This window comes from Achromobacter arsenitoxydans SY8 (assembly GCF_000236785.1).
GTDB classification, from domain to species: Bacteria; Pseudomonadota; Gammaproteobacteria; order Burkholderiales; family Burkholderiaceae_B; genus Achromobacter; species Achromobacter arsenitoxydans.
The window spans coordinates 1-20,355 of record NZ_AGUF01000062.1 but is presented as its reverse complement, the minus strand read 5'-3'; the positions used below and the strand labels follow the sequence as shown (position 1 = coordinate 20,355).

Annotated in this window: 19 protein-coding genes; 8 read left to right on the top strand and 11 right to left on the bottom strand. The window is 61.3% G+C overall.

Translation table 11 applies throughout. The annotated features are described in order from the left end of the window. Window positions 1-949 (top strand): dihydrolipoyllysine-residue acetyltransferase (locus KYC_RS19710; protein WP_008165614.1); only part of this gene is annotated, 949 nt, incomplete at its 5' end. A gap of 12 nt (window positions 950-961) precedes the next feature. Further along, window positions 962-2,737, top strand: coding sequence for a dihydrolipoyl dehydrogenase (lpdA, locus tag KYC_RS19705; RefSeq protein ID WP_008165613.1), 1,776 nt, complete (start codon window positions 962-964; stop codon window positions 2,735-2,737). Between the two features lie 168 nt (window positions 2,738-2,905). Here the strand turns inward: lpdA and KYC_RS19700 are convergent, their stop codons facing one another. The 11 genes from KYC_RS19700 to KYC_RS19650 form a co-directional block, all read right to left on the bottom strand. Further along, window positions 2,906-3,100, bottom strand: coding sequence for a putative motility protein (locus tag KYC_RS19700; protein WP_008165610.1), 195 nt, complete (start codon window positions 3,098-3,100; stop codon window positions 2,906-2,908). Between the two features lie 159 nt (window positions 3,101-3,259). Then, window positions 3,260-4,129, bottom strand: coding sequence for a hypothetical protein (locus KYC_RS19695; RefSeq protein WP_100148350.1), 870 nt, complete (start codon window positions 4,127-4,129; stop codon window positions 3,260-3,262). Window positions 4,130-4,369: 240 nt separating this feature from the next. Next, window positions 4,370-5,452, bottom strand: coding sequence for a class I SAM-dependent methyltransferase (locus tag KYC_RS19690; RefSeq protein WP_008165605.1), 1,083 nt, complete (start codon window positions 5,450-5,452; stop codon window positions 4,370-4,372). Then, window positions 5,449-6,231 (bottom strand): cephalosporin hydroxylase family protein, encoded by a 783-nt coding sequence (locus tag KYC_RS19685; RefSeq protein ID WP_043518971.1) that lies wholly within the window; start codon window positions 6,229-6,231, stop codon window positions 5,449-5,451. Before KYC_RS19685 ends, KYC_RS19690 begins: the two co-directional genes overlap by 4 nt. A 2-nt stretch (window positions 6,232-6,233) precedes the next feature. Further along, a complete protein-coding gene (locus KYC_RS19680; RefSeq protein WP_081478070.1) occupies window positions 6,234-7,112 on the bottom strand; it encodes an NAD-dependent epimerase/dehydratase family protein in 879 nt (292 codons plus the stop codon). Window positions 7,113-7,174: 62 nt separating this feature from the next. Then, the gene (gene rfbC, locus KYC_RS19675) at window positions 7,175-7,732 is read right to left on the bottom strand and encodes a dTDP-4-dehydrorhamnose 3,5-epimerase (RefSeq protein WP_043518968.1); all 558 of its coding nucleotides are present in this window, start codon (window positions 7,730-7,732) and stop codon (window positions 7,175-7,177) included. Continuing rightward, window positions 7,729-8,799, bottom strand: coding sequence for a CDP-glucose 4,6-dehydratase (rfbG, locus tag KYC_RS19670; RefSeq protein WP_008165601.1), 1,071 nt, complete (start codon window positions 8,797-8,799; stop codon window positions 7,729-7,731). Before rfbG ends, rfbC begins: the two co-directional genes overlap by 4 nt. After that, on the bottom strand, window positions 8,784-9,554 hold the full coding sequence (rfbF, locus tag KYC_RS19665; protein WP_008165600.1) for a glucose-1-phosphate cytidylyltransferase: 771 nt from the start codon (window positions 9,552-9,554) through the stop codon (window positions 8,784-8,786). Before rfbF ends, rfbG begins: the two co-directional genes overlap by 16 nt. After that, window positions 9,551-12,979, bottom strand: coding sequence for an O-linked N-acetylglucosamine transferase family protein (locus tag KYC_RS19660; protein ID WP_043518967.1), 3,429 nt, complete (start codon window positions 12,977-12,979; stop codon window positions 9,551-9,553). Before KYC_RS19660 ends, rfbF begins: the two co-directional genes overlap by 4 nt. Before the next feature lie 221 nt (window positions 12,980-13,200). Continuing rightward, on the bottom strand, window positions 13,201-14,880 hold the full coding sequence (locus tag KYC_RS19655) for a flagellin N-terminal helical domain-containing protein (protein WP_008165598.1): 1,680 nt from the start codon (window positions 14,878-14,880) through the stop codon (window positions 13,201-13,203). Window positions 14,881-15,318: 438 nt separating this feature from the next. Further along, the gene (locus KYC_RS19650) at window positions 15,319-16,074 is read right to left on the bottom strand and encodes an RNA polymerase sigma factor FliA (protein WP_008165596.1); all 756 of its coding nucleotides are present in this window, start codon (window positions 16,072-16,074) and stop codon (window positions 15,319-15,321) included. Between the two features lie 428 nt (window positions 16,075-16,502). Between KYC_RS19650 and flhD the strand changes: the two genes are divergently transcribed. The 6 genes from flhD to KYC_RS19620 all read left to right on the top strand — a co-directional run. After that, on the top strand, window positions 16,503-16,826 hold the full coding sequence (gene flhD, locus KYC_RS19645; RefSeq protein ID WP_006219025.1) for a flagellar transcriptional regulator FlhD: 324 nt from the start codon (window positions 16,503-16,505) through the stop codon (window positions 16,824-16,826). A 32-nt stretch (window positions 16,827-16,858) separates the two neighbouring features. Beyond that, a complete protein-coding gene (gene flhC / locus KYC_RS19640) occupies window positions 16,859-17,440 on the top strand; it encodes a flagellar transcriptional regulator FlhC (RefSeq protein WP_008165592.1) in 582 nt (193 codons plus the stop codon). Between the two features lie 118 nt (window positions 17,441-17,558). Next, complete coding sequence (gene motA, locus KYC_RS19635; protein ID WP_043518966.1) at window positions 17,559-18,425, top strand: flagellar motor stator protein MotA; 867 nt, start codon at window positions 17,559-17,561, stop codon at window positions 18,423-18,425. An 11-nt stretch (window positions 18,426-18,436) separates the two neighbouring features. Further along, a complete protein-coding gene (motB, locus tag KYC_RS19630) occupies window positions 18,437-19,426 on the top strand; it encodes a flagellar motor protein MotB (protein ID WP_008165587.1) in 990 nt (329 codons plus the stop codon). A 2-nt stretch (window positions 19,427-19,428) separates the two neighbouring features. Next, window positions 19,429-19,809: a response regulator gene (locus tag KYC_RS19625; RefSeq protein ID WP_043518963.1), complete on the top strand. Its 381-nt coding sequence runs from the start codon at window positions 19,429-19,431 to the stop codon at window positions 19,807-19,809. 29 nt (window positions 19,810-19,838) lie between these two features. After that, a partial coding sequence (locus KYC_RS19620; RefSeq protein ID WP_193353354.1) for an Hpt domain-containing protein occupies window positions 19,839-20,355 on the top strand: 517 nt, incomplete at its 3' end.

The window sequence follows — 20,355 nt, the reverse complement described above, 5'->3', positions numbered from 1 at the left end:
CGCCGCGCTGGAAGACGCCAACCTCAAGCCCGGCCAGCTGCCGCACGCCTCGCCGTCGGTGCGCAAGTTCGCACGCGAACTGGGCGTGAACCTCTCCAAGGTCAAGGGCTCGGGTCCCAAGGAACGCATCACCGCCGACGACGTGCGCGGCTTCGTCAAGCAGGCCCTGTCGGCCGTCCCGGCTGCCGCCGCCGGCGGCTCGGCCGATGGCGCCGCGCTGGGCCTGCTGCCGTGGCCGAAGGTCGACTTCACCAAGTTCGGCCCGATCGAAGCCAAGCCGCTGTCGCGCATCAAGAAGATCTCCGGCGCGAACCTGCACCGCAACTGGGTCATGATTCCGCACGTCACCAACAACGACGAAGCGGACATCACCGACCTGGAAGCGCTGCGCGTCACGCTGAACAAGGAAAACGAGAAGTCGGGCATCAAGGTCACGATGCTGGCTTTCCTGATCAAGGCCGTGGTTGCGGCCCTGAAGAAATTCCCCGAGTTCAACGCCTCGCTGGACGGCGACAACCTGGTGCTCAAGCAGTACTACCACATCGGCTTCGCCGCCGACACGCCCAACGGGCTGGTGGTGCCGGTGATCCGCGACGCCGACAAGAAGGGCATCCTGCAGATCGCGCAGGAAATGACCGACCTGTCCAAGAAGGCCCGCGACGGCAAGATCTCGCCCGCCGAAATGCAGGGCGGCTGCTTCTCGATCTCGTCCCTGGGCGGCATCGGCGGCACCTCGTTCACGCCGATCATCAACGCCCCTGAAGTCGCCATCCTGGGCGTGTCGCGCTCGGCGCACAAGCCCGTCTGGGACGGCAAGCAGTTCGTGCCGCGCCTGATCGTGCCGCTCTCGCTGTCCTACGACCACCGCGTCATCGACGGCGCCTCGGCCGCGCGCTTCAACGCCTATCTGGGCGCGTTGCTGGCCGACTTCCGCCGCATCGCGCTGTAAACGGGGAGCCCTATGAGCAATACCGTTCAAATCAAAGTGCCGGACATCGGCGACTTCAAGGAAGTGGAAGTCATCGAAGTGCTGGTTGCCGTGGGCGACACGATCAAGGCCGAGCAAAGCCTGATCACGGTCGAATCCGACAAGGCCTCGATGGAAATCCCCGCGTCGCAGGGCGGCGTGGTGAAGTCCATCGCCGTGAAGGTCGGCGACAAGGTTGCCGAAGGCGCGGTCGTGCTGGAAGTCGAGGCTGCGGAAGCAGGCGCCGCCAAGGAAGAAGCCCCCAAGGCCGACTCCAAGCCGGCCGCGAAGGACGCTTCCAAGTCCGAAGCGCCCAAGGCCGCCGCGCCCGCCGCCGCCACCTACAGTGGCTCGGCCGACGGCGAATACGACATGCTGGTGCTGGGCGCGGGCCCCGGCGGCTATTCCGCCGCCTTCCGCGCCGCCGACCTGGGCCTGTCCGTGGTCCTGGTCGAGCGCTACGCCACGCTGGGCGGCGTCTGCCTGAACGTCGGCTGCATTCCGTCCAAGGCGCTGCTGCACAACGCCGCCATCATCGACGAGGCCCGCGAGCTGGCTGCCCACGGCATCAGCTTCGGCGAGCCCAAGATCGACCTGGACAAGCTGCGCGGCTACAAGGACAGCGTGGTCGCCAAGCTGACCGGCGGCCTGGCCGGCATGGCCAAGGCGCGCAAGGTCACCGTGGTGACGGGCGTGGGCGAATTCGCCGACGCCAACCACCTGACCGTCAAGGGCGCCGACGGCAAGACCCAGACGCTGCGCTTCAAGCAGGCCATCATCGCCGCCGGCAGCCAGTCCGTGAAGCTGCCGTTCCTGCCCCAGGACGACCGCATCGTCGACTCCACCGGCGCCTTGCTGCTGCGCGAAGTGCCCAAGAAGATGCTCATCATCGGCGGCGGCATCATCGGCCTGGAAATGGGCACGGTGTACTCCACGCTGGGCGCGCGCCTGGACGTCGTGGAAATGCTGGACGGCCTGATGCAGGGCGCCGACCGCGACCTGGTCAAGGTCTGGCAGAAGAAAAACGCCTACCGCTTCGACAACATCATGTTGAAGACCAAGACCGTGGGCGCGGAAGCCAAAAAGGACGGCATCTACGTCAGCTTCGAAGGCGAAGGCGCTCCCAAGGAGCCGCAGCGCTACGACCTGGTCCTGCAGGCCGTGGGCCGCAGCCCCAACGGCAAGAAGATCGGCGCCGACAAGGCGGGCATCGCCGTGACCGACCGCGGATTCATCGACGTCGATCGCCAGATGCGCACCAACGTGCCGCACATCTACGCCATCGGCGACATCGTCGGCCAGCCCATGCTCGCCCACAAGGCCGTGCATGAAGGCCACGTCGCCGCGGAAGCCGCAGCCGGCCAGAAGTCCTTCTTCGACGCGCGCGTCATCCCGTCGGTGGCCTACACCGATCCGGAAGTGGCGTGGGTCGGCCTGACCGAAGACGAAGCCAAGAAGCAGGGCATCAAGATCGAGAAGGGCGTGTTCCCCTGGGCCGCCTCCGGCCGCGCCATCGCCAATGGCCGCGACGAGGGCTTCACCAAGCTGATCTTCGACGCGGAAACGCATCGCATCCTGGGCGGCAGCATCGTGGGCACCCACGCTGGCGACCTGATCAGCGAACTGGCCCTGGCCGTGGAAATGGGCGCCGACGTCGTCGACATCGCCAAGACCATCCACCCGCACCCCACCCTGGGTGAATCGGTGGGCATGGCGGCCGAAGTCGCCGAAGGCGTGTGCACCGACTTGCCGCCGATGAAAAAGAAGTAACGCGCCGCGGCTAGCCGCCGTTGCAGCACAAAGCGCCGGGCCTCTGTAAGAGGGCCGGCGCTTTTTTTTTGCGGCAAGCTGGACGAGCCGGCGGGCCGGCCGAACACGAAAAAGCCGCCCGTCGGGCGGCTCTTGTCCTGATCCACGCAGTTGCCTGCGCAGCGGGCCTCAGGCGTGCGTGTTGATGCGCGAGCCCAGGGTGCCGTCGATGGCCAGCACCGGCAGCGACTGCATCAGCGTCGCGACCGAATCGGCCTGCGCGTTGATCGCCTTCTTCATCACGGTTGCCTGCACCTCTTGCATGACGTTCACGTCGCGCAGAGCCAGGGCGGAATTGACGGTGTTATTGACGGATGCATCCATGGTCTAAGTGTCCTGGTGATGTAAGGCCGCGTTAGCGGCCAAGGCAAGCGGCATTATGGGGCACGCCGCAGCATTGATGCAAAACATTTCGCAATGATTGCCGCTGCAGTGCATTGTGGCCGGGCTTCGTGGCGGGCATGTGACAGGTATTGCATCGCCTCAAGGCTGCGCCGGGCATTCTTTGACTACGCCCCAGCCCTGATTCGGCTCGCAGAACTGCCTGCGGGCGGTCCACGCGCACTCGGGCCGCTCGAAAAAGCCCGTTTCCGCGCAGCGCGCCAGTTCTTCCCTGAGGGCGCCTACCCAGGCAAGCGGATCGGGCGCCGCGATCTCGGTGATGCGCAGGGTGGAGTGGGGACCCGCGTCGGCTCGCGCATCGGCGGCGGGCGTGCGTGCCGTGGAGATGGCGGCCGGTGTCGCTGCGGCAGGTGCGGCGGCAGGCGCCTGCGACTCGGGCGGTGCTGCCGTGGCTGGCTGCTCGGGCTGCGGCTGCTCGGGCTGCGGCGCACTCGGGATGTGGTCGGGCTCGCTCGCTTCTGGCGCGGCAGGTTCGCTGACTGGCGCCGCGGGCTGTTGCGGGCCCGGGTCGGCGCCGGGCGGCAAAGCCGGGGCCGGCACCAGCGGCACGCGCACGGGACCGGCCGCCGTGGCGCCGGATATCGTGGTGTTCGGCGAATTCCAGGACACCACCAGCAACACCAGGGCGCCATAGATGGCCAAGGTGTAGAGCACAGTCAACGTCGCGGAGCCCACGCGCCGGCGGGTAAGGGGAGTCTCTGCGTCGCGTCCCATCAGGCTGCGCCATCCGACCAGCGCCGCGCCGGGGGCGGAAATCAGTCCCCAGCACAGACGGCGGAACCAGCCGGGCTGCTGCGGCAGGGTGGCCTGCACCTGGGCGGCCAGCAGCGCGCGCAAGGCGCGATTCTCTTCGCGCAGACGCAAGGTCTGCGTATCCACCGGCGCCTCAGTGTCTGGATCCGGAGTGCCGTCGTGCTGCGTAGCGTGTGGATCGGGGGGCGTGGCGGTCATGTCGTGAAAACTACAGTTACAAAAAAATGTAACCACGATTATGAAGCAATTGGCTCAGCTCCAAAAGAGGAACAGCACGGAAAATTGGCGCCTTGGCGCCAATTACAGGGGAAGGGGGGCAGATTTCCGCTGTGTATCCTCTTGGATGCACTCATCGGAGCGTTCAACCTTCGGCAGGGGGCACTACGCGGGGCAGCCGTGAAACGGCTGCGCGATAGCCTCGCCATCCCGCCATTCAAGCTAGAGGCATTCCACCCGTAGCCCAGACAACCCTTTTTGTGTGAGTTGCTGTTGTATCTCCGCAGCATAGTTGGGGTTGCTGATCAGCAGCAGGTCGTCATTGGTCACTTCGGAGAAAAAAGTCTCCGGCGAGTGAATAGGAACCAAAGATCCGGGGAGGAATTTGCCAGCTTTCGCCGGGTTGATGTCCACAGCGAAAGCAACACGACTTCTGGACCCACCGTGATTCAGGTAGTGCATCAGGAACATGCAGCCCTTTGTGGCGGCTCCCCAGATGAAGACTCGAGATGAGGCTTTCAGGGTGGTCGAGATCGCGTGGATCCGGCTGGTCAGGTCCGGGAATAGCGCGTCGAAATCCATCGTCTCCCAGCTTTCGTTCCGATAGGCCTCGCCAAAAGAGGGTGAAACTTCCCCGAGGGAGGCAATCGCATACTGGTACTGCTCTTCGAAAAGGCAGCCTTGCGCGCGGACTTTGCCGGAGAATAGCCGAGCCAAAGCTGTCGTGGAAAAGTAATTGACGTGCTCGTAAGTGATGTCGAAGAACGTTTGGTTGGCCAGGATCCAATCGAAACTTGGCACCTCCACGTATACCAAGGCGTCGCCGAAAACCTTACCCAGCAATTCCAGGAACTCGTGCGGCCGTTGAATATGTTCCAGAACGTGCCGTAGGACGACCAGATCCGCTTCAATGCGGTCCGTGCCGTCCAGATAGCGCTTTTCTATTCTGGAGTTGCTGCCTTCATAGGTTGCGTCATAGCCGTAGGCCAGGAAATGCCCGTCGGCTATGGCAAGTTCAAGGAAGTCTCCTTTGCCGCAACCTACCTCGACCAATTTGCTGCCTGCAGGAAGCTGCCTTTTCAACAGGTCCAATACGGACCTCATGTGATCCTGAAACTTGGGGGAGTGCGCCTGGCTATTCTGGTAATTGTCGTCGTAGACGGCAATTGCCGGGTCGAACTCGCCGTTCTCGACAAAGTCCAGGCGGCTGTTGCGGCGCAAAGATAGCAGTCCGAAAGACTGTTCGCCCGCCTCATCGACTGGGCAGTTGGGCACGGTAGGCACGCGCAGGACTTGGATTGTCATTTTCTACGGAGGAATCCGCTCGGAGCGACGGTGATAAGTAGTTGGTCTTCGAGTTGGCGGTCAATCTCGAACGCCAGCGGTTGATCATCGGCGCCTCTGAGCGCGCCCGACTCCAACTGCTTCATATACTCGAATACGGCGGTTTTCGGATTGTTGGACTTGCCCCAAGGACGAGGCGGACCGACGTCTTCAGGCAGGTCTTCAACGATGGTGTCGAACACGACGCAATAGCTCCCCGGGGAAACCAGAGGGGCGTACAGCTTCAGCTCTTCCAGCACGTGGTCGTGCGTATGATTGCTGTCCAGGCACACGAGGATCCGCTTGTGGCCTTGCGCAAGCTTCTTGACCTGGGAAAATGTCTCGGCGGATACGCTGGATCCCTGGATCATTTCGATGCGCTTGGACATGGGGTGGGCCCGAATGGCGTCCAGGTTGTGCTGGCGGATATCAATATCTATGCCCAGAACCTTCGCGTCGGGATTGCCACCGCAAGCCGCTATCAGCTCAAGCATGCTCGCATAGAAGATGATTGAGCCGCCACGGGCGATGCCCGTTTCGATCACCAGGTCAGGCTGTATGTTCCACAACAGCTGCTGTACTCCGACCATATCCTGAGGATGCTGGATGATCGGACGTCCCAGCCACTCAAAATGATATGAGTACTTGAAAGCTGCGGCCTTGGCCAGCCATTTCGACGTCAAGTCACGGAGTTCCGGATCGGAACCTTGCCGGTTAATCTCTTGCTCGCATTCAGACTTGAATGCTTGGTGGTCATCCATGATCATTCCTTGTTGTTTGCTCCCCAGAACGCCATCGGCTCATAGTCTGGGTAGGGGTAATAGCCAAGTTCAAGTTCCATCTTCACTCCGTGTTGCCGGATTCGCTCCTCGACAAGCCGACGGATGGAAATGGGGGTTGAGCTGCACACATGACTGGGCCCTTGGCCAGGGCTTTCCAATTGCTTGACCAGGCCTGCGGCGACATCCTCAACGGGCAGATAATCCCGTAGTTGTTCGCCTCCACTCATGCGGAAAGTCGAATCCCCTCGGTCGATCGCCGCATCTAGCTGAGCGAGCACAGAACGGGGATTCTGGCCGCTTCCATACATATAAAAGAGGCGTACCCACTTCAGCAGAAAGTTCTGTTGATGCTGCAGGTGCTGGAGCTGCTGGTGCAGCATGTTTTTTGCGGCCGCGTACGGCAACACGGGCTGTGGATCGGTCTCCGGACGGATCGGCCCGCACAGATGCCCATACTCAAGGCACGTGCCTGCGACCAAAACAGTCTGCACGCCATGCTCCACCATATGTTTGATGAAGCGATAGTTGGACGGCAGACTGGTTTCCAGGTGGCTCAAAGATCGGAAGTCGGTCAAGTCCGACCAGGCAAGGTGCATCAGTCGTGACCCGGGGAGGGGCATGAATCCGGAGCTATTGCCCAGCAGGTCGATTTCATGAAAATCGACATGTTTGTACCAGGCGTGTTGGCGCGCCTTCTCTTTGCTACGACCAAGCGCCACGACGGCGTATCCGCGATCAAGCAGTAAGGGAACAACATGGCGGCCGATGAATCCCGTTGCGCCGCTAACGACAATAGGACGGGCATCCGTCGGGCGATTTGGACGGAGTGGCAGAAAATCAGGAGCAGGTCTTACGGTCATGAGCGGAGGCAGATTTAAGCGAAGATCGCGATGGCCCAGGGCACTCGCCTTGCAGCTTTGCTTTACGTGACGATTCCCGAAAACCCGTCTTCAATCAGCGGATGCTTCTGGTCCCGATCGGAGACGATCGTGGGCGGCAGCGGCCATTCGATGCCGACCTGTTTATCGCAATAGAGAACGCCTCCCTCAGACCCAGGCGCATAGGGAGCTGAGTTGCAATACACGATCTCGGAATCATCCTCCAACGCTTGGAAGCCATGCGCAAATCCCTCGGGCACGAGCAGCGCTCGTCCGTTTTCCGGGGACAGTATTTCCGCATGCCAGTGCAAGAAGGTCGGTGAGCCGGCCCTCAGGTCAACAGCAACATCCCAGATCTTTCCGCGTATGCAACTGACCAGCTTCATTTCGGCGTAGGGGGGAAGCTGGTAATGCATGCCGCGTATGGTGCCTGCAGTCCGCGTGTGCGTGTGATTGATCTGTTCGATGGGACGATTCCATCCACATTCGCGTAGATCCGCCGCGTCGAAAAGACGTACGAGAAATCCTCGTTCGTCGCGATGAGGGCGGCGCTCCACGATTTTCAGACCTGCTATGGGTGTGTCCAGAATGTGCATGCTCATGTTTTTGCCACGTAGTCTCGTATGTCCGCCAGACAAAGTTCAAGTGGGTTGGCTCCATCCGCGAACCGCTTGTACCAGCGAATGCTGCGAGTGACGGCGGCCGGTAGATCCCAGCGTTCGCGCACTTTGAGGACGCTCCTCGAAAGCGAGGGGTCCAGCAGCAACAAGCCGGCTTCGTGAGGGCCTTGCGCCACCTCGGCGTAGTCCACGCTGCCTCGGCCGTAGGATTTCAATGCCAGATCCACCACTGTGCGAACGCTCGCGGTCGCTCCGGCGTCAGGACCAAAGTTGTAGCTGCCGGCAAGTTCGGGAGATTCCCACAACGTTTCCGCGAGACGCAGATAGCCTGCTAGCGGCTCCAGCACATGCTGCCATGGACGAACCGCGTCTGGACGCCTGACGTGCAGGCAGTCGCCGCTCTGCCACGCCCTGACAGCGTCCGGCAATATCCTGTCGGCTGACCAGTCGCCGCCTCCGATTACATTACCGGCGCGGGCGCTCGCCACCGCAACGCCTTGCGCGCAGAGGAATGCGTCCCGGTAGGAAGAGATAACAATCTCGCTTGCCGCTTTGCTGGCGCTGTACGGATCGTGACCGCCCAGTTCGTCGCATTCACGGTACGGATATGTCCACTCCCGGTTTCGGTAAACCTTGTCGGTTGTCACCATAACGGCAGCTTTGACGGTGTCCGCAGCGCGCAGAGCTTCGAGAACGTTGACGGTGCCCATGACGTTGACGGCATATGTCCTTGCCGGGTCGACATAGCTGGGTCGCACCAGCGCCTGAGCAGCCAGGTGCAGCACAATATCCGGCCGAACCTCGCGCACTTTGTCTGTCAGGTCGGAACTGTCCCGCACGTCCAGGTATGCGCTGTCTACAAGGCTGCCAATACCGGCTGCCTCATACAAATTGGGACGGGTGACCGGGGGCAGAGCAATGCCCGTGACATGTGCGCCCAGCTCGTGCAGCCACAATGCAAGCCAGCTGCCCTTAAAGCCGGTATGACCGGTCAGGAGGACGCGCTTTCCACGCCAGAATTCCGGGCTGGGATTTACCAGATCTTCCATGGCGCGTTACCGGTGTTCCACAGGGATTCAAGCAAATTCTTTTCGCGCAGGGTGTCCATGGGTTGCCAGAATCCCAGATGTTCGTACGCGTGAAGCTGGCCATCGCGGCTCAGGGCCTCGAGCGGGGTCGTTTCCCAAGTGCTCGCGTCGTCTTCGATCAGCGAGAGCACACTCGGCGAAAGCACAAAAAAGCCGCCATTGATCAGTCCGCCGTCTCCGCGCGGCTTTTCGGTGAAACCAGTAACTTGGGAGCCGTTGCACTTCAGCGCGCCGTAGCGGCCAGGGGGGCGCACAGCGGTAACTGTTGCGGCTTTGCCGTGGTCGTTATGGAACGCGATCAACTTGCCAATGTCTATATCGGCGACACCGTCGCCGTACGTGAAGCAGAAGGCCTTTTCGTCCTTTACATAGTCCGCGACGCGCTTGAGGCGGCCACCGGTCATGGTGTTCTCGCCCGTGTCCACAAGCGTGACTCGCCATGGCTCGGCCTTGCGCTGATGCACTTCCATGCGGTTGTCGGCCATGTCGAACGTGACGTCCGACATATGCAGGAAGTAGTTAGCGAAGTACTCCTTGATCATGTAGCCCTTGTAGCCGCAGCAAATCACGAAGTCATTCACGCCGTGGGCGGAGTAGGTCTTCATGATGTGCCACAGAATGGGCCTGCCGCCGATTTCTATCATCGGCTTGGGACGCGTGTGGGTTTCTTCGGAGATGCGGGTGCCGAGCCCCCCGGCCAGGATGATTGCTTTCATTTCTCGTTTTCGCACCAATTCTTGAACATGCGTTGAATGGCGGTTTCAAAGTCGCGCGTGAAGCCGACTTCGTCCATCAGGGCGCTTTCTTGCACTTGCTGGCGGAGTCCTCGACGTATCTCCGCCAGACGGGGAAGGTCTGAGGCGAGCGCTATCACTTTCTCGATGTACTCGTCTTCGCTGTGGGCGATCCAGTCCTCGCAGCCTGCAGCCGCCAGGAGGGAGCTGCCGATTCTCCCCACGCCCGGCCGGCCGGCAAGCGTCACGTAAGGGATGCCCATGTATAGCGATTCGACGAGGGTGGTTCCGGAGTTGTGCGGGAAGCAATCCAGAGCGATGTCAGTTGCCCGTAGCACATTCCATGGCGGAGTACGGAAGTCGACGTGGAGCCTGTGTGCCGGAATGCCTGCTGCGGCAAATCTGGCCTTCAGCGAGGCGCGCATTCGCTGGTCAATGTAGCTTGAACTGTCTACCACTAGGCGAGCAGACGGGAGTCGCCGTAGTATTTCGGACCATACGCGGATCGTGCGATGGTTAATCCGGATAGCCCGGGTAAGTGTGACGAACGTTACGTAGCCATTCTCAAGTGCCGGCAGCTCACTGACGTCGCCCATGCCTTGGTGCGGCCTGTAGACGAGATTGCTCCGCAGGTGCCATGGACGTTCGGAGAAAAAGTCTTCCGTCCCGGCAGGGGCCATGATTGCATCCGTAGCGATATAGTCGATGGCGCTCAAGCCCGTCGTGTAGACGTAACCTAACCAGGTCGCGGAAACCGGTGCCGGCTTGCGTGCGAACGCACCCAAGCGGTTCCCCTTAGTATGCCCAGCGATGTCGATCAAGACATCGATCCCGTCCGCGCGAATGCGTTCGGCGAGTTTCGAGTCATCCAGCTTCGCAGTGGGCACCCAATGATCGAAGTAGGGCTTTAGGCGTCGCGTAACGTCGTCTTCGTTGGTCAGTTCGGCATAGGCATACAGTTCGAAGCGCTTGCGATCTGCATGCTCGAGCAGCGGCTCGACAAAACGATTCGCAGCGTGTTGGCGAAAGTCCGGCGATACGTAGCCTACCTTTAACTTCCGGTTCGCGTCTCTGGAATTGGTATGGGGCCTCCACTTATTGCGTAGCGGCAGGTAGAGCTGTCGATCGCACTCTTGATAGCTTGCGAAAACCTCTGCCGCTGTCTTGTCCGGAGAGTAGTTGGCGGCGAACAGCAAGTTGTCGTAGCCGGCGGGAGATGTGGGGAACGCATCCACGGCTTCGCGGGCCGCAATTTCGGCAGCCTCGATGTTGCCCGCGTCAATAAGCACCTTGCAAAGGTTCACGCGGGATTTCCTGTGCCCAGGGTCGTAAGTCAGCGCGGTTTCGTACGCCCGCCTGGCCTCGTAATAGCGATGTTCGCTATTCAAGGCATCGCCCAGGGCCGAATGGGCTTCGGCATTTCGGGGTTCCAGTTCGATCGCGCGGCGGCCTGCGGTGATTGCCTCCGACGTACGTTGGAGGCGTGACAGGGCGACACAGAGCAGCATGAAGGAGCGATAATCTGCGGGTGCGTGCTGCAGCATGCGCAGGGCGGATTGCAGGGCCTCTTCAAGCCGGTTGCCGTTGAACTGGCTGGCGGTCAGTATTTCCCATGCATCGATATAGGCGGGGGCAAGCTGGGTAATGTGGCGCGCAAGCGATTCTGCTTGCCGGAGATCGTTCTGCCGGGCCAACTCCTGCATCCGGTTAGCCTGGTTCAGGAGGGCGGGGGCAAGTGTCGCGTTATTGGAGTCCGAGCCGAGTATTCTTGACTCCAGGCTTCGGCGCGCAAGCGCGCCCACGTACAAGCCGATGTAGGGAGCGTTCCCGGCGCTTTCGTCCAGGCCATTTCGCAACAACGTGATCCAGGTATCCGACGATCCGCTGGTCAATGCGTACCGGCGCAGTAAATGCAGCAGTGCCGCGATCTCGGAGGTACCATTCTGCAGTCCGTCGACTTGTTTCCCTGTAAAGGCTTGATTTGCAAGGCTTGCCAGCGACTGGCCGGCAGCTATGCCTCTCGCCAGCTGCTTTTGTTCGCCGGAAAGGTGCAGATGTACGGGTTCGTGCCACAAATTGAAGCCGGATATGCCGGGAGTCTCCGGATCGGGCAGAAAATCGACGCAGCCTAGTATGCGATTGACCTGGTCAGCGGTGGCGTCATACGGGCTTTCGTCGAGACTGTAGTGGACGACGCTATGATTCAACAGCAGTTTCAGACTGCCGTCGAGGGTGCTTCTGCCCGCCGCATCGTCCAGACCCGCGCGTTTCATAAGCACGGCCAGGAGCGTAGTGTAGGGCAGAGAGCCCGGCCATGCATGTGCCAGGGCGTTTACGACCGTTTGGGTGGCTTCATCGGGGATGGTAATGCCTTGACCCCGGTGGTTGACGTAGGTTGCGTCATCGCTTTCCTGGTGTCCCGCTAATCGGTGCAGCCCGCTGGCCCAGCGCAAATCCTGCATGCGCTTGAGGTCCGGGCTACGCTCGACTTCGTCGCTGCGGGACGTTGATACCAGCAAGCTCTGGCGAAAGCCGCGGCAGGTCGCGAAGTCCAGGTACTGCTGCTTGAGCGTCGTCGGCTGGCCCAGGGTAAGCAGGCTGTTTGACAGCGATACTCCCTGTCCGAAATTCAATGCGATTTCCGACAACGGTTGGCTGTCGCCCGCATAGGATAGGTCGGCATGAGCCGCGCGTTCAGCGAATTCTATGAAGTAGCAGGCGGAGCTGGAGAGCGCAGTAGGTCCACCCGTGTCGTCGGGGGAGTCGAGCTGCCCGCCGATTCTGCGAGCCATAATGCCCAAGGCTTGGCCCATGGGGTTGATGCCAGCGAGCCCATCGTCAAAAAGCGCCAAGGCTGCCTTCGCGCTCGCTTTGACCTCGGCTTCTGTCTGCGCAGCGTGGGCATGCAGCAATAGCGCATCTCGCACTATTTCCTGAGCCTTCGCTCCGGGATATACGTGGTAGTCGACATACAACAGGCCCAGCGGAGAAAGGTGGCGGCCACAATATGCCAGCAAGGACTGAGCCGCGTCAGCCTGTAGGCGGCTGTACAGGCCTGTAACGATGATGTAGTCGAATTCGCCCAGATTCTCGTCCAGGGACTCGTAGTCCTGGCACAAGAGCTGAACGTTATCCAGTTTCAAGCGGCGAACGACCTCAAGACCTTGGTCGACGTGCGCGGGGGAGGCCTCTATGCCAATGATGCGCGCTCCCGGATAGGCTGAGGCGAAAGGCAAGATGCCTTCGGCGGAGCCGCAACCTACGAACAAAACCCGTGCGGTGGGCAGGGGGGCGGATGATAGTCCGTATAGATGGGCTGTCGCCCGTAGGTGCCGGGGAGAGTGACTGGGATCCAGGCGGCCAGGATCGGCTTGGGTCTGGCGGTGGATATAGGCCGAATTCGACATGTCTGCGGGTGGTTGGCGCTTGGGCGCACGTTGATATGTCGAAATTCTAAGCACCGCGCAGTGGAGCCATTTGACGGATCAGCATTGGAATTCGCCGCCAGTTTAGGCAACAAAAAAACCCGCCGGAGCGGGTTTCTGGTGCAGGTCCGGACTCGAGTGTCCGGACCGCTGGCGTGGAAGGAAAGCCGGGGCTTTCTTCGCGCCAGCCTGCGCGTTGCGAATTAACGCAGCAGCGACAGCACGGTTTGCGGCACTTGGTTGGCCTGGGCCAGAACCGAGGTGCCAGCCTGTTGCAGGATCTGAGCCTTCGACATGTTCGACACTTCCGTGGCGTAGTCGGCGTCTTGAATACGCGAACGAGCGTTGGAGAGGTTGTTGACCACGTTGTTCAGGTTGGCGATCGTCGATTCCAGGCGGTTCTGCACAGCACCCAGTTCGCCGGTCAGCTTGTCCAGCTTCGTGAAGGCGGCGTCCAGCGTCTTCAGCGGATCGGTCGTCTTCGTGCCCTTGCTGGTCGTTTCCGTCGTCAGTTGGCCCGACGAGCTGACGTAGGCGGTGGCGCCGACTTGAGCGGCGTAGTCACCGGTGCCGGTACCGCTCTTGACCGTGGCCTTACCCGTGTTGGGGTCAACCGTGTAGGTCGTGTCGTACGTCTCCGTGGTCGTAAACACGCCCTTGCCGTCGACGAAGGTGTCGGTCGATTCGCCGTTCGCCAGAGCAACGTCGGCGCTGGTGATGCCCGAGCCCAGCGTGACGGTCACGTTGGCGTTGGCTTTGACGTTGGCCAGCAGCGCGTCGGAGGCGATGGTGTCGGTGAACGTCAGTTGGCCAGCGGTACCGGTGTTGGAGTACACCTTGCCGCCGATCGAGACCGACGAGGAACCGGCGGCGGCGGTGTTGGCGCCGGCCGCGTTCATCACGTCGCCGAGGTCGGCAGCAGTGGCGCTTGCGCTGTTGGTGGTCAGGTTGCCAGCAGCGTCCAGGTAGGCAGCTTGGCCGTCGATCGTGACCTTGCCCGTTGCGTCGACTTCGAAGTTGGTCGTCGCGGTGCCGTTAGCGTGCGTGTACGTGCCTTGGACGGTGCCGGTGGCCGGACGCAGCGAGGTAGCCAGCGTGTCGATGGCGGCGGAGGTCGAGGCAGTCTTGTTCGTGAACGTGAAGTTCTTGTTGGCGGCGTCGTACGTGTAGTCGACTTGGGCGGCGCCGGTGCCAACGCTGACCTTGTTGCCGTTTTCCAGCTTGCCGAAGACGTCGTCGGCGGTAGCGGCGGCGTGGGTCGTCGTGACTTCCCAGTCATTGCCGGTGGCGGAGCCGCCAGCAGCTTGCAGGTCGGACACAGTGGCGGTGCGGTTTTGCGTCACGCCAGTGCCGTTGACGTTGAAGCCGTCCAGACCCAGGGTCTTGACGCTGATTTCGGTCAGGTTCAGGGTGATGGTTTCGCCGTCGTTGGCGCCGACTTGCAGCGTCAGGGGCTTGGCCGAATCCGACAGAACCTTCACGCCGTTGAAGTCGGTTTGTTCCGAGATGCGGTTGATGTCCGACAGACGCTGGTTGATTTCGTCTTGCATCGAGTTGAGCTGCTCTTGCGAGTAGCTGCCGTTGGCGGCTTGCACCGACAGTTCGCGAACGCGCTGCAGGTGGGTATTGATTTCGGAGGCGGCGCCTTCCGTCGTCTGAGCCAGCGAGATACCGTCGTTGGCGTTACGAGCGGCTTGGGTCAGGCCCTTGACGTTGGCGGTGAAGCGGTTGGCAATGGCCATACCGGCGGCGTCGTCCTTGGCGCTGTTGATGCGCAGGCCCGACGACAGGCGCTCAATGGCGGTGCCCAGGGAAGATTGCGACTTGTTCAGGTTGTTCTGAGCAACGAGCGACAAGTAGTTGGTATTGATGACTGCAGCCATGTTTAGGCTCCCAAGAGAGAAAGGCTTCTTCAAACCGGGCAGCTAGGCCGCCCATCGTGTTAACGGGAGAATTCGCTTACTTGCGTCTTCGAATTTCTCCGTTGCCAGGATTACGGCAGGCCAAAATCAATCTTTAGGCCTATTTCACGAAAGTCTTTTTTATTGTTGCGTCGCTGATGTCGCCGGCTCTCGGCCGCTGTCGCGCCTCCGTCCTTCTTACAAATGGGGGGGGGGCATTGGTGACATGCCAGCTTCGGCTGCTGCGCCTGCGGGGCTGGGCGGGCGTGCGTGCGATTGGCGGGGTGGAAATGAAACAGGGCGCTCGTGGCGCCCCGTTTTGCAGATTGATGGCCCCAGTGTAGTGGCGCCGGTCCGCAATTTATTTATGCGGTGGGTGCATGGTTGAAGCGCTGCGCGCCACTCCTGCGAAACCCAACCTCAAATAATCTGCGCGATCTGCCCCTCCTGGGGCAGCTCCTGCCACGCCTGATCCTTCAGCCGCGCCCGTATCCGCGCGGTCGCCTGTGATCGCAGCTGGCACACCCGCGCCTCGGTCACATTCATGATCGCGCCGATTTCTTTCAAATTCAGCCCCTGCTCGTAACACAGCGACAAGAGCAGCTTCTCGCGGTCGGGCAGGGCGTCGATGGCGTGAACCAATGCCTGGCGGAAATCCCCGGCCAGCAGCGAGTCCAGCGGGTTGCCGCTGGGGGCGCCGTGATTCAGGGTCGCGGACCAGTCGGCCTGGCCGGACGCCGAGTCGGGTTCGGTGGTGAAGTCTTCATAGTGAACGATCTGCACGCCCTGCGCGTCGTGCAGCAGCGTCTGGTATTCGTCCAGGGGCAGGTCGAGCTGGGCGGCGATCTCGGCCTCGGTGGGCGCGCGCATCAGCCGCTGTTCCAGGAACTGGATCGCTTGTTCGATCTTGCGGGCCTTGGTGCGCACGCTGCGCGGCAGCCAGTCCTGGCCGCGCAGCTCGTCGAGCATGGCGCCGCGGATGCGGGTGGTGGCGTAGGTCTCGAACTGCGCGTCCGCGGTTTCCTGGTAACGACGCACGGCGTCGAGCAGGCCGATCATGCCGGCCTGTATCAGGTCGTCGAGTTCGACGCTGGCGGGAAGCCGGGCGAGCAATTGCAGGGCCAGCTTCCGCACGAGCGGCGCATATTCGACCAAGCTGTCATCTGCGTGGAGCATTGCGGGAATGTCTGGCGGTGTCCATCGTGGTGCATTGTCGGACGTTGTCAATTTGCGACATTGTCGACAAGCGCGGCTACGGTAATGCGGGCGAATCTTAGTGATGCGCAAGATGCCATTGTCGGCAATGGGGGGTGTTTCATTCGGCGAAGTACGCAACGTTTTGAATGCTTGTTTGCCAAATTGACGAAAAGTTGTCACTGATTTCTATGTCAAGGTGTGTCTAAAATCGCACGTTGCGCAACATCAACAAAGATTTGTCATATAAGTCATAGAAAATGACATGACCTGTGGTAAATTTTACTTAAATTGCGAACAAATGATACATTTCGCATTAAAACAGGATGTAGCAGGCGTACGAACAACAAACGTTGTTTGCGCTTTTGGTAATCAAGCCCCTCGGGTGGGATTGGGATAGGGAGTACGGCGTGCAACAAGTCGAAAATTCTTTGTTGGCAGACATTCGCGAAGTGAATCTGTCATATTTGTTACTTGCCCAGCGCATGTTGCGCGATGACTACGCGGCCTCGATGTTCCGCCTGGGATTCAGCAACGAAGTGGCCGACATCCTCATGCGACTGTCGCCGGCGCAACTGGTCAAGCTGGCCAGCTCCAGCTCGCTGCTGTGCCGTTTCCGCTTCGATGATTACAGCCTGCTGTCCGCCCTGACCCACGACGTTCTGGGCGGCGCGCTGCAACAAGCGCATGCAACCATCCTGTTGGCCAAGCAACCCGTCGAAGAATTGGCCTGACGGCCTGTGAATTCCACTCGGACACACGTGTAATGGCCTCCAAGAGCGTATCTCAGGAAGCGGATGACATCCTGCTTGCCAGCTCCATGATCACCCTGGGCGCGCGGCTGCAGGTGCTGGAGGCTGAAACCAGCCTCAGCCACGACCGCCTTGCCCGTCTGTATCGCGAAATACGCGGCTGCTCTCCACCCAAGGGCATGCTGCCGTTCTCGGTTGACTGGTTCATGACCTGGTTGCCGAATATTCATTCGTCGCTCTTCTATAACGTGTATTCCTTCCTGAATACGCGCACGACCAGCAAAGGCATACGCGCCACGATCGACGCCTATCGTCTGTATCTGGAAAACGCCGGGCACGATGCCGCCGAATCCGCCGAGCCGGTCCTGAGCTTTACGCGGGCCTGGATGCTGGTGCGCTTCTTCGACAGCGGCATGCTGCAGCTGTCGGCCTGCCGCCAGTGCGGGGGGCATTTCATTGCCCACGCGCACGATCCCCAATCGGATTTCGTGTGCGCCATCTGCCGGCCGCCACCCCGCGCCGGGAAGACGCGTGCCGCGGCCAAAGCGCGCGCAGGCAACCGCGCGGCGCCCGTCGCGGACGCCGCCCGAGCCTGACCGGGCGTCCAAATACATCAAAAGCCCTGGAAAACTCCCCCTAACCCGCCTTTTTGGGTCGGGGGGGACAGGGGATCATTGACGCCAGTTTTTCAGACTTCGTTGGCAGGGGCCGGATGTGTTGATTGTTATCGGTTTTCTCGTGGTGATCGTGTCGGTCGTCGGCAGCTTCGTAGGGCTGGGCGGCCATCTTGGCGCGCTATACCAGCCTTTCGAGTTGACGCTGATCTTCGGCGCGGCGTTTGGCGCGTTCCTGGCTGGCAACAGCAAGAAATCGCTGATGCTGGTCAAGAAGGCGCTGCCCGACTCGCTGAAGAGCTCGCGCTACGGCAAGGACGTCTACATGGAGCTGATGGCGCTCCTGTATGTGCTGCTGAACAAGGCGCGCCGTGAAGGCCTGATGGCCATCGAATCGCATATCGAAGATCCGGGCTCCAGCCCAATCTTCAGCGAATATCCCCGTATCGCCAAAGACGCGAAGCTCATGGAGTTCATCACGGACTACCTGCGCATCATGATCAGCGGCAACATGAGTTCGTTCGAAATCGAAACGCTCATGGACGAGGAAATCGAAACCTACCGCCACGAGCGGCACGTTCCGGCCCACGCGCTGCAACAGATGGCGGACGGCCTGCCGGCTTTCGGTATCGTGGCCGCGGTGCTGGGCGTGATCAAGGCGCTGGCCGCTGTGGACCAGCCTCCCGCCATTCTGGGCGACCTGATCTCCAAGGCCATGGTCGGCACGTTCCTGGGTATTTTGCTGGCCTACGGCTTCGTGGGCCCGCTGGCCTCGCGTGTCGAACGCCGCACCGACGAAGCCGTGAAAGTGCTGGAATGCATCAAGACCACGCTGCTGGCCAGCATGAACGGCTATCCGCCCCAACTGGCGGTGGAATTCGGCCGCAAGGTGCTGTTCTCGGCTGTGCGCCCGACCTTCGGTGAGCTGGAAGAGCACGTCCGGCAGACCAAGACCGGCAAGGCCTGACGGAGCGGGCAATGAGCACGGTAAACAATCACCGTGTGGTGATCCGCCGCAAGAAGAGCAAGGGTGGCGGACATCACGGGGGCAGTTGGAAGATCGCGTACGCCGACTTCATCACGGCCATGATGGCGTTCTTCCTGGTGATGTGGCTGGTCAGCATCGTGCCGAAGGAAGAGCTCAAGGGGATCGCGGAGTACTTCCGCATGCCTCTGCGCGTGGCCATCACCGGCGGTCCCAGCAGTTCGGCGGAAACCAGCGCCGTCCCGGGCGGCGGCCAGGATCCCCTGCGCAACGACGGCGACGTGCGGCGGGCGCAGGGCAACCGGGTCGAGTCCCAGCCCATGGGCGACGCCGAGCGTCGCGAGCAGCATCGCCTGGAAAACCTCAAGAAGCGCCTGGAAAACGTCATCGAGACCAGTCCCGTCCTGAAGAGCTTCCGGCCGCAACTGCTGATCGACCTGACCACCGAAGGCCTGCGCATCCAGATCATCGACAACCAGAATCGCCCGATGTTCGCCACCGGCCGCGCGGAAGTGCAGCCGTACATGCGCGACATCCTGCGCGAATTGGGGCCGGTCCTGAACGAACTGCCCAACAAGGTCAGCATCTCGGGCCACACGGACGCGTCGCAGTACGCGCGCGGCGAGCGCGCCTACAGCAACTGGGAGTTGTCGGCTGACCGGGCGAACGCTTCGCGCCAGGAATTGGTGGCCGGCGGCATGAACGAAAGCAAGGTCATGCGCATCCAGGGTCTGTCTTCCAGCATGAGCCTGGTTAAAGATGATCCGTATGCAGCCGTTAATAGACGCATCAGCCTTGTGGTGCTCAACCAGAGCACCCAAAAGCGCATCGAAAGCGAGAACGCCGCGGCTGCGGACGTCAGCGCCAAGGATGCGCGCGAGGTGGGGACGGCAGTGCAGGCGGTGCAAGCCGCCGGGCAGGCCGTAACGGCAACCAGGCAGGGCGAGGCGGAGAGCAACCCGCCCGCTGAAGGGGTTCGATAGCAATGGCGGCAACGATACTCGTGGCGGACGACTCCGCAACGATGCGGATGATCGTACAGGCGACGCTGACTGGCGCAGGTTGGAAGGTGTTGACGGCCTGCAACGGCCAGGAAGCGCTGGAAGTGGCGAAGGCCAATCCGGTGGATCTGGTGGTCAGCGACTGGAATATGCCCGTCAAGGGCGGCCTTGAACTGATCCAGGGTTTGCGCGAAGAGGACCGGTACATGGATGTGCCGGTGCTGGTGCTGACCACCGAGGATGACGTGGACAGCAAGATGGCAGCCCGGGATCTGGGCGTGTGCGGCTGGCTTTCCAAGCCGGTGGATCCCGATGTGCTGGTGGAATTGGCGACCGAGCTGCTCGACGAGCAGGGCGTCGCATAAGCAGGTTCATTTAGGAAGGCGTACGGGCCATGAGTTCTGGTTTGGATCTCAGTCAGTTTTACGAGACCTTTTTCGACGAGGCGGACGAGCTGCTTGCGCAAATGGAGCAGCTGTTGCTCGAGCTTGATGTGGGCGCGCCCGACATCGAGCAGCTCAACGCCATTTTCCGGGCCGCCCACTCGATCAAGGGCGGCGCGGCGACGTTCGGCTGTTTCACGCAGCTGGCTGGCACGACCCACCTGCTGGAAAACCTTCTGGACGCGATCCGTCGCGGCGAAATGTCGCTGCGCACGGACATGATTGATATTTTCTTGGAAACGAAAGACGTGCTCAAAAGCCAACTGGATGCCTATCGGGCCTCCGAAGAGCCCGATGATGCCGTGTTTGAGCGTATCTGCGCCGTGTTGAGGCAGCTTGCGCTGGAGCATAAGGACCCGGCGGCGGCAGCCGCCGCGCCCGCCGCCGCCGCGCCGGCGCCGGTTCCGGCTCCGGCTCCGGCCCCCGCCCCGGTGCAGCAGGCGCCCGAGCCTGTCCCGGCGCCTGCCG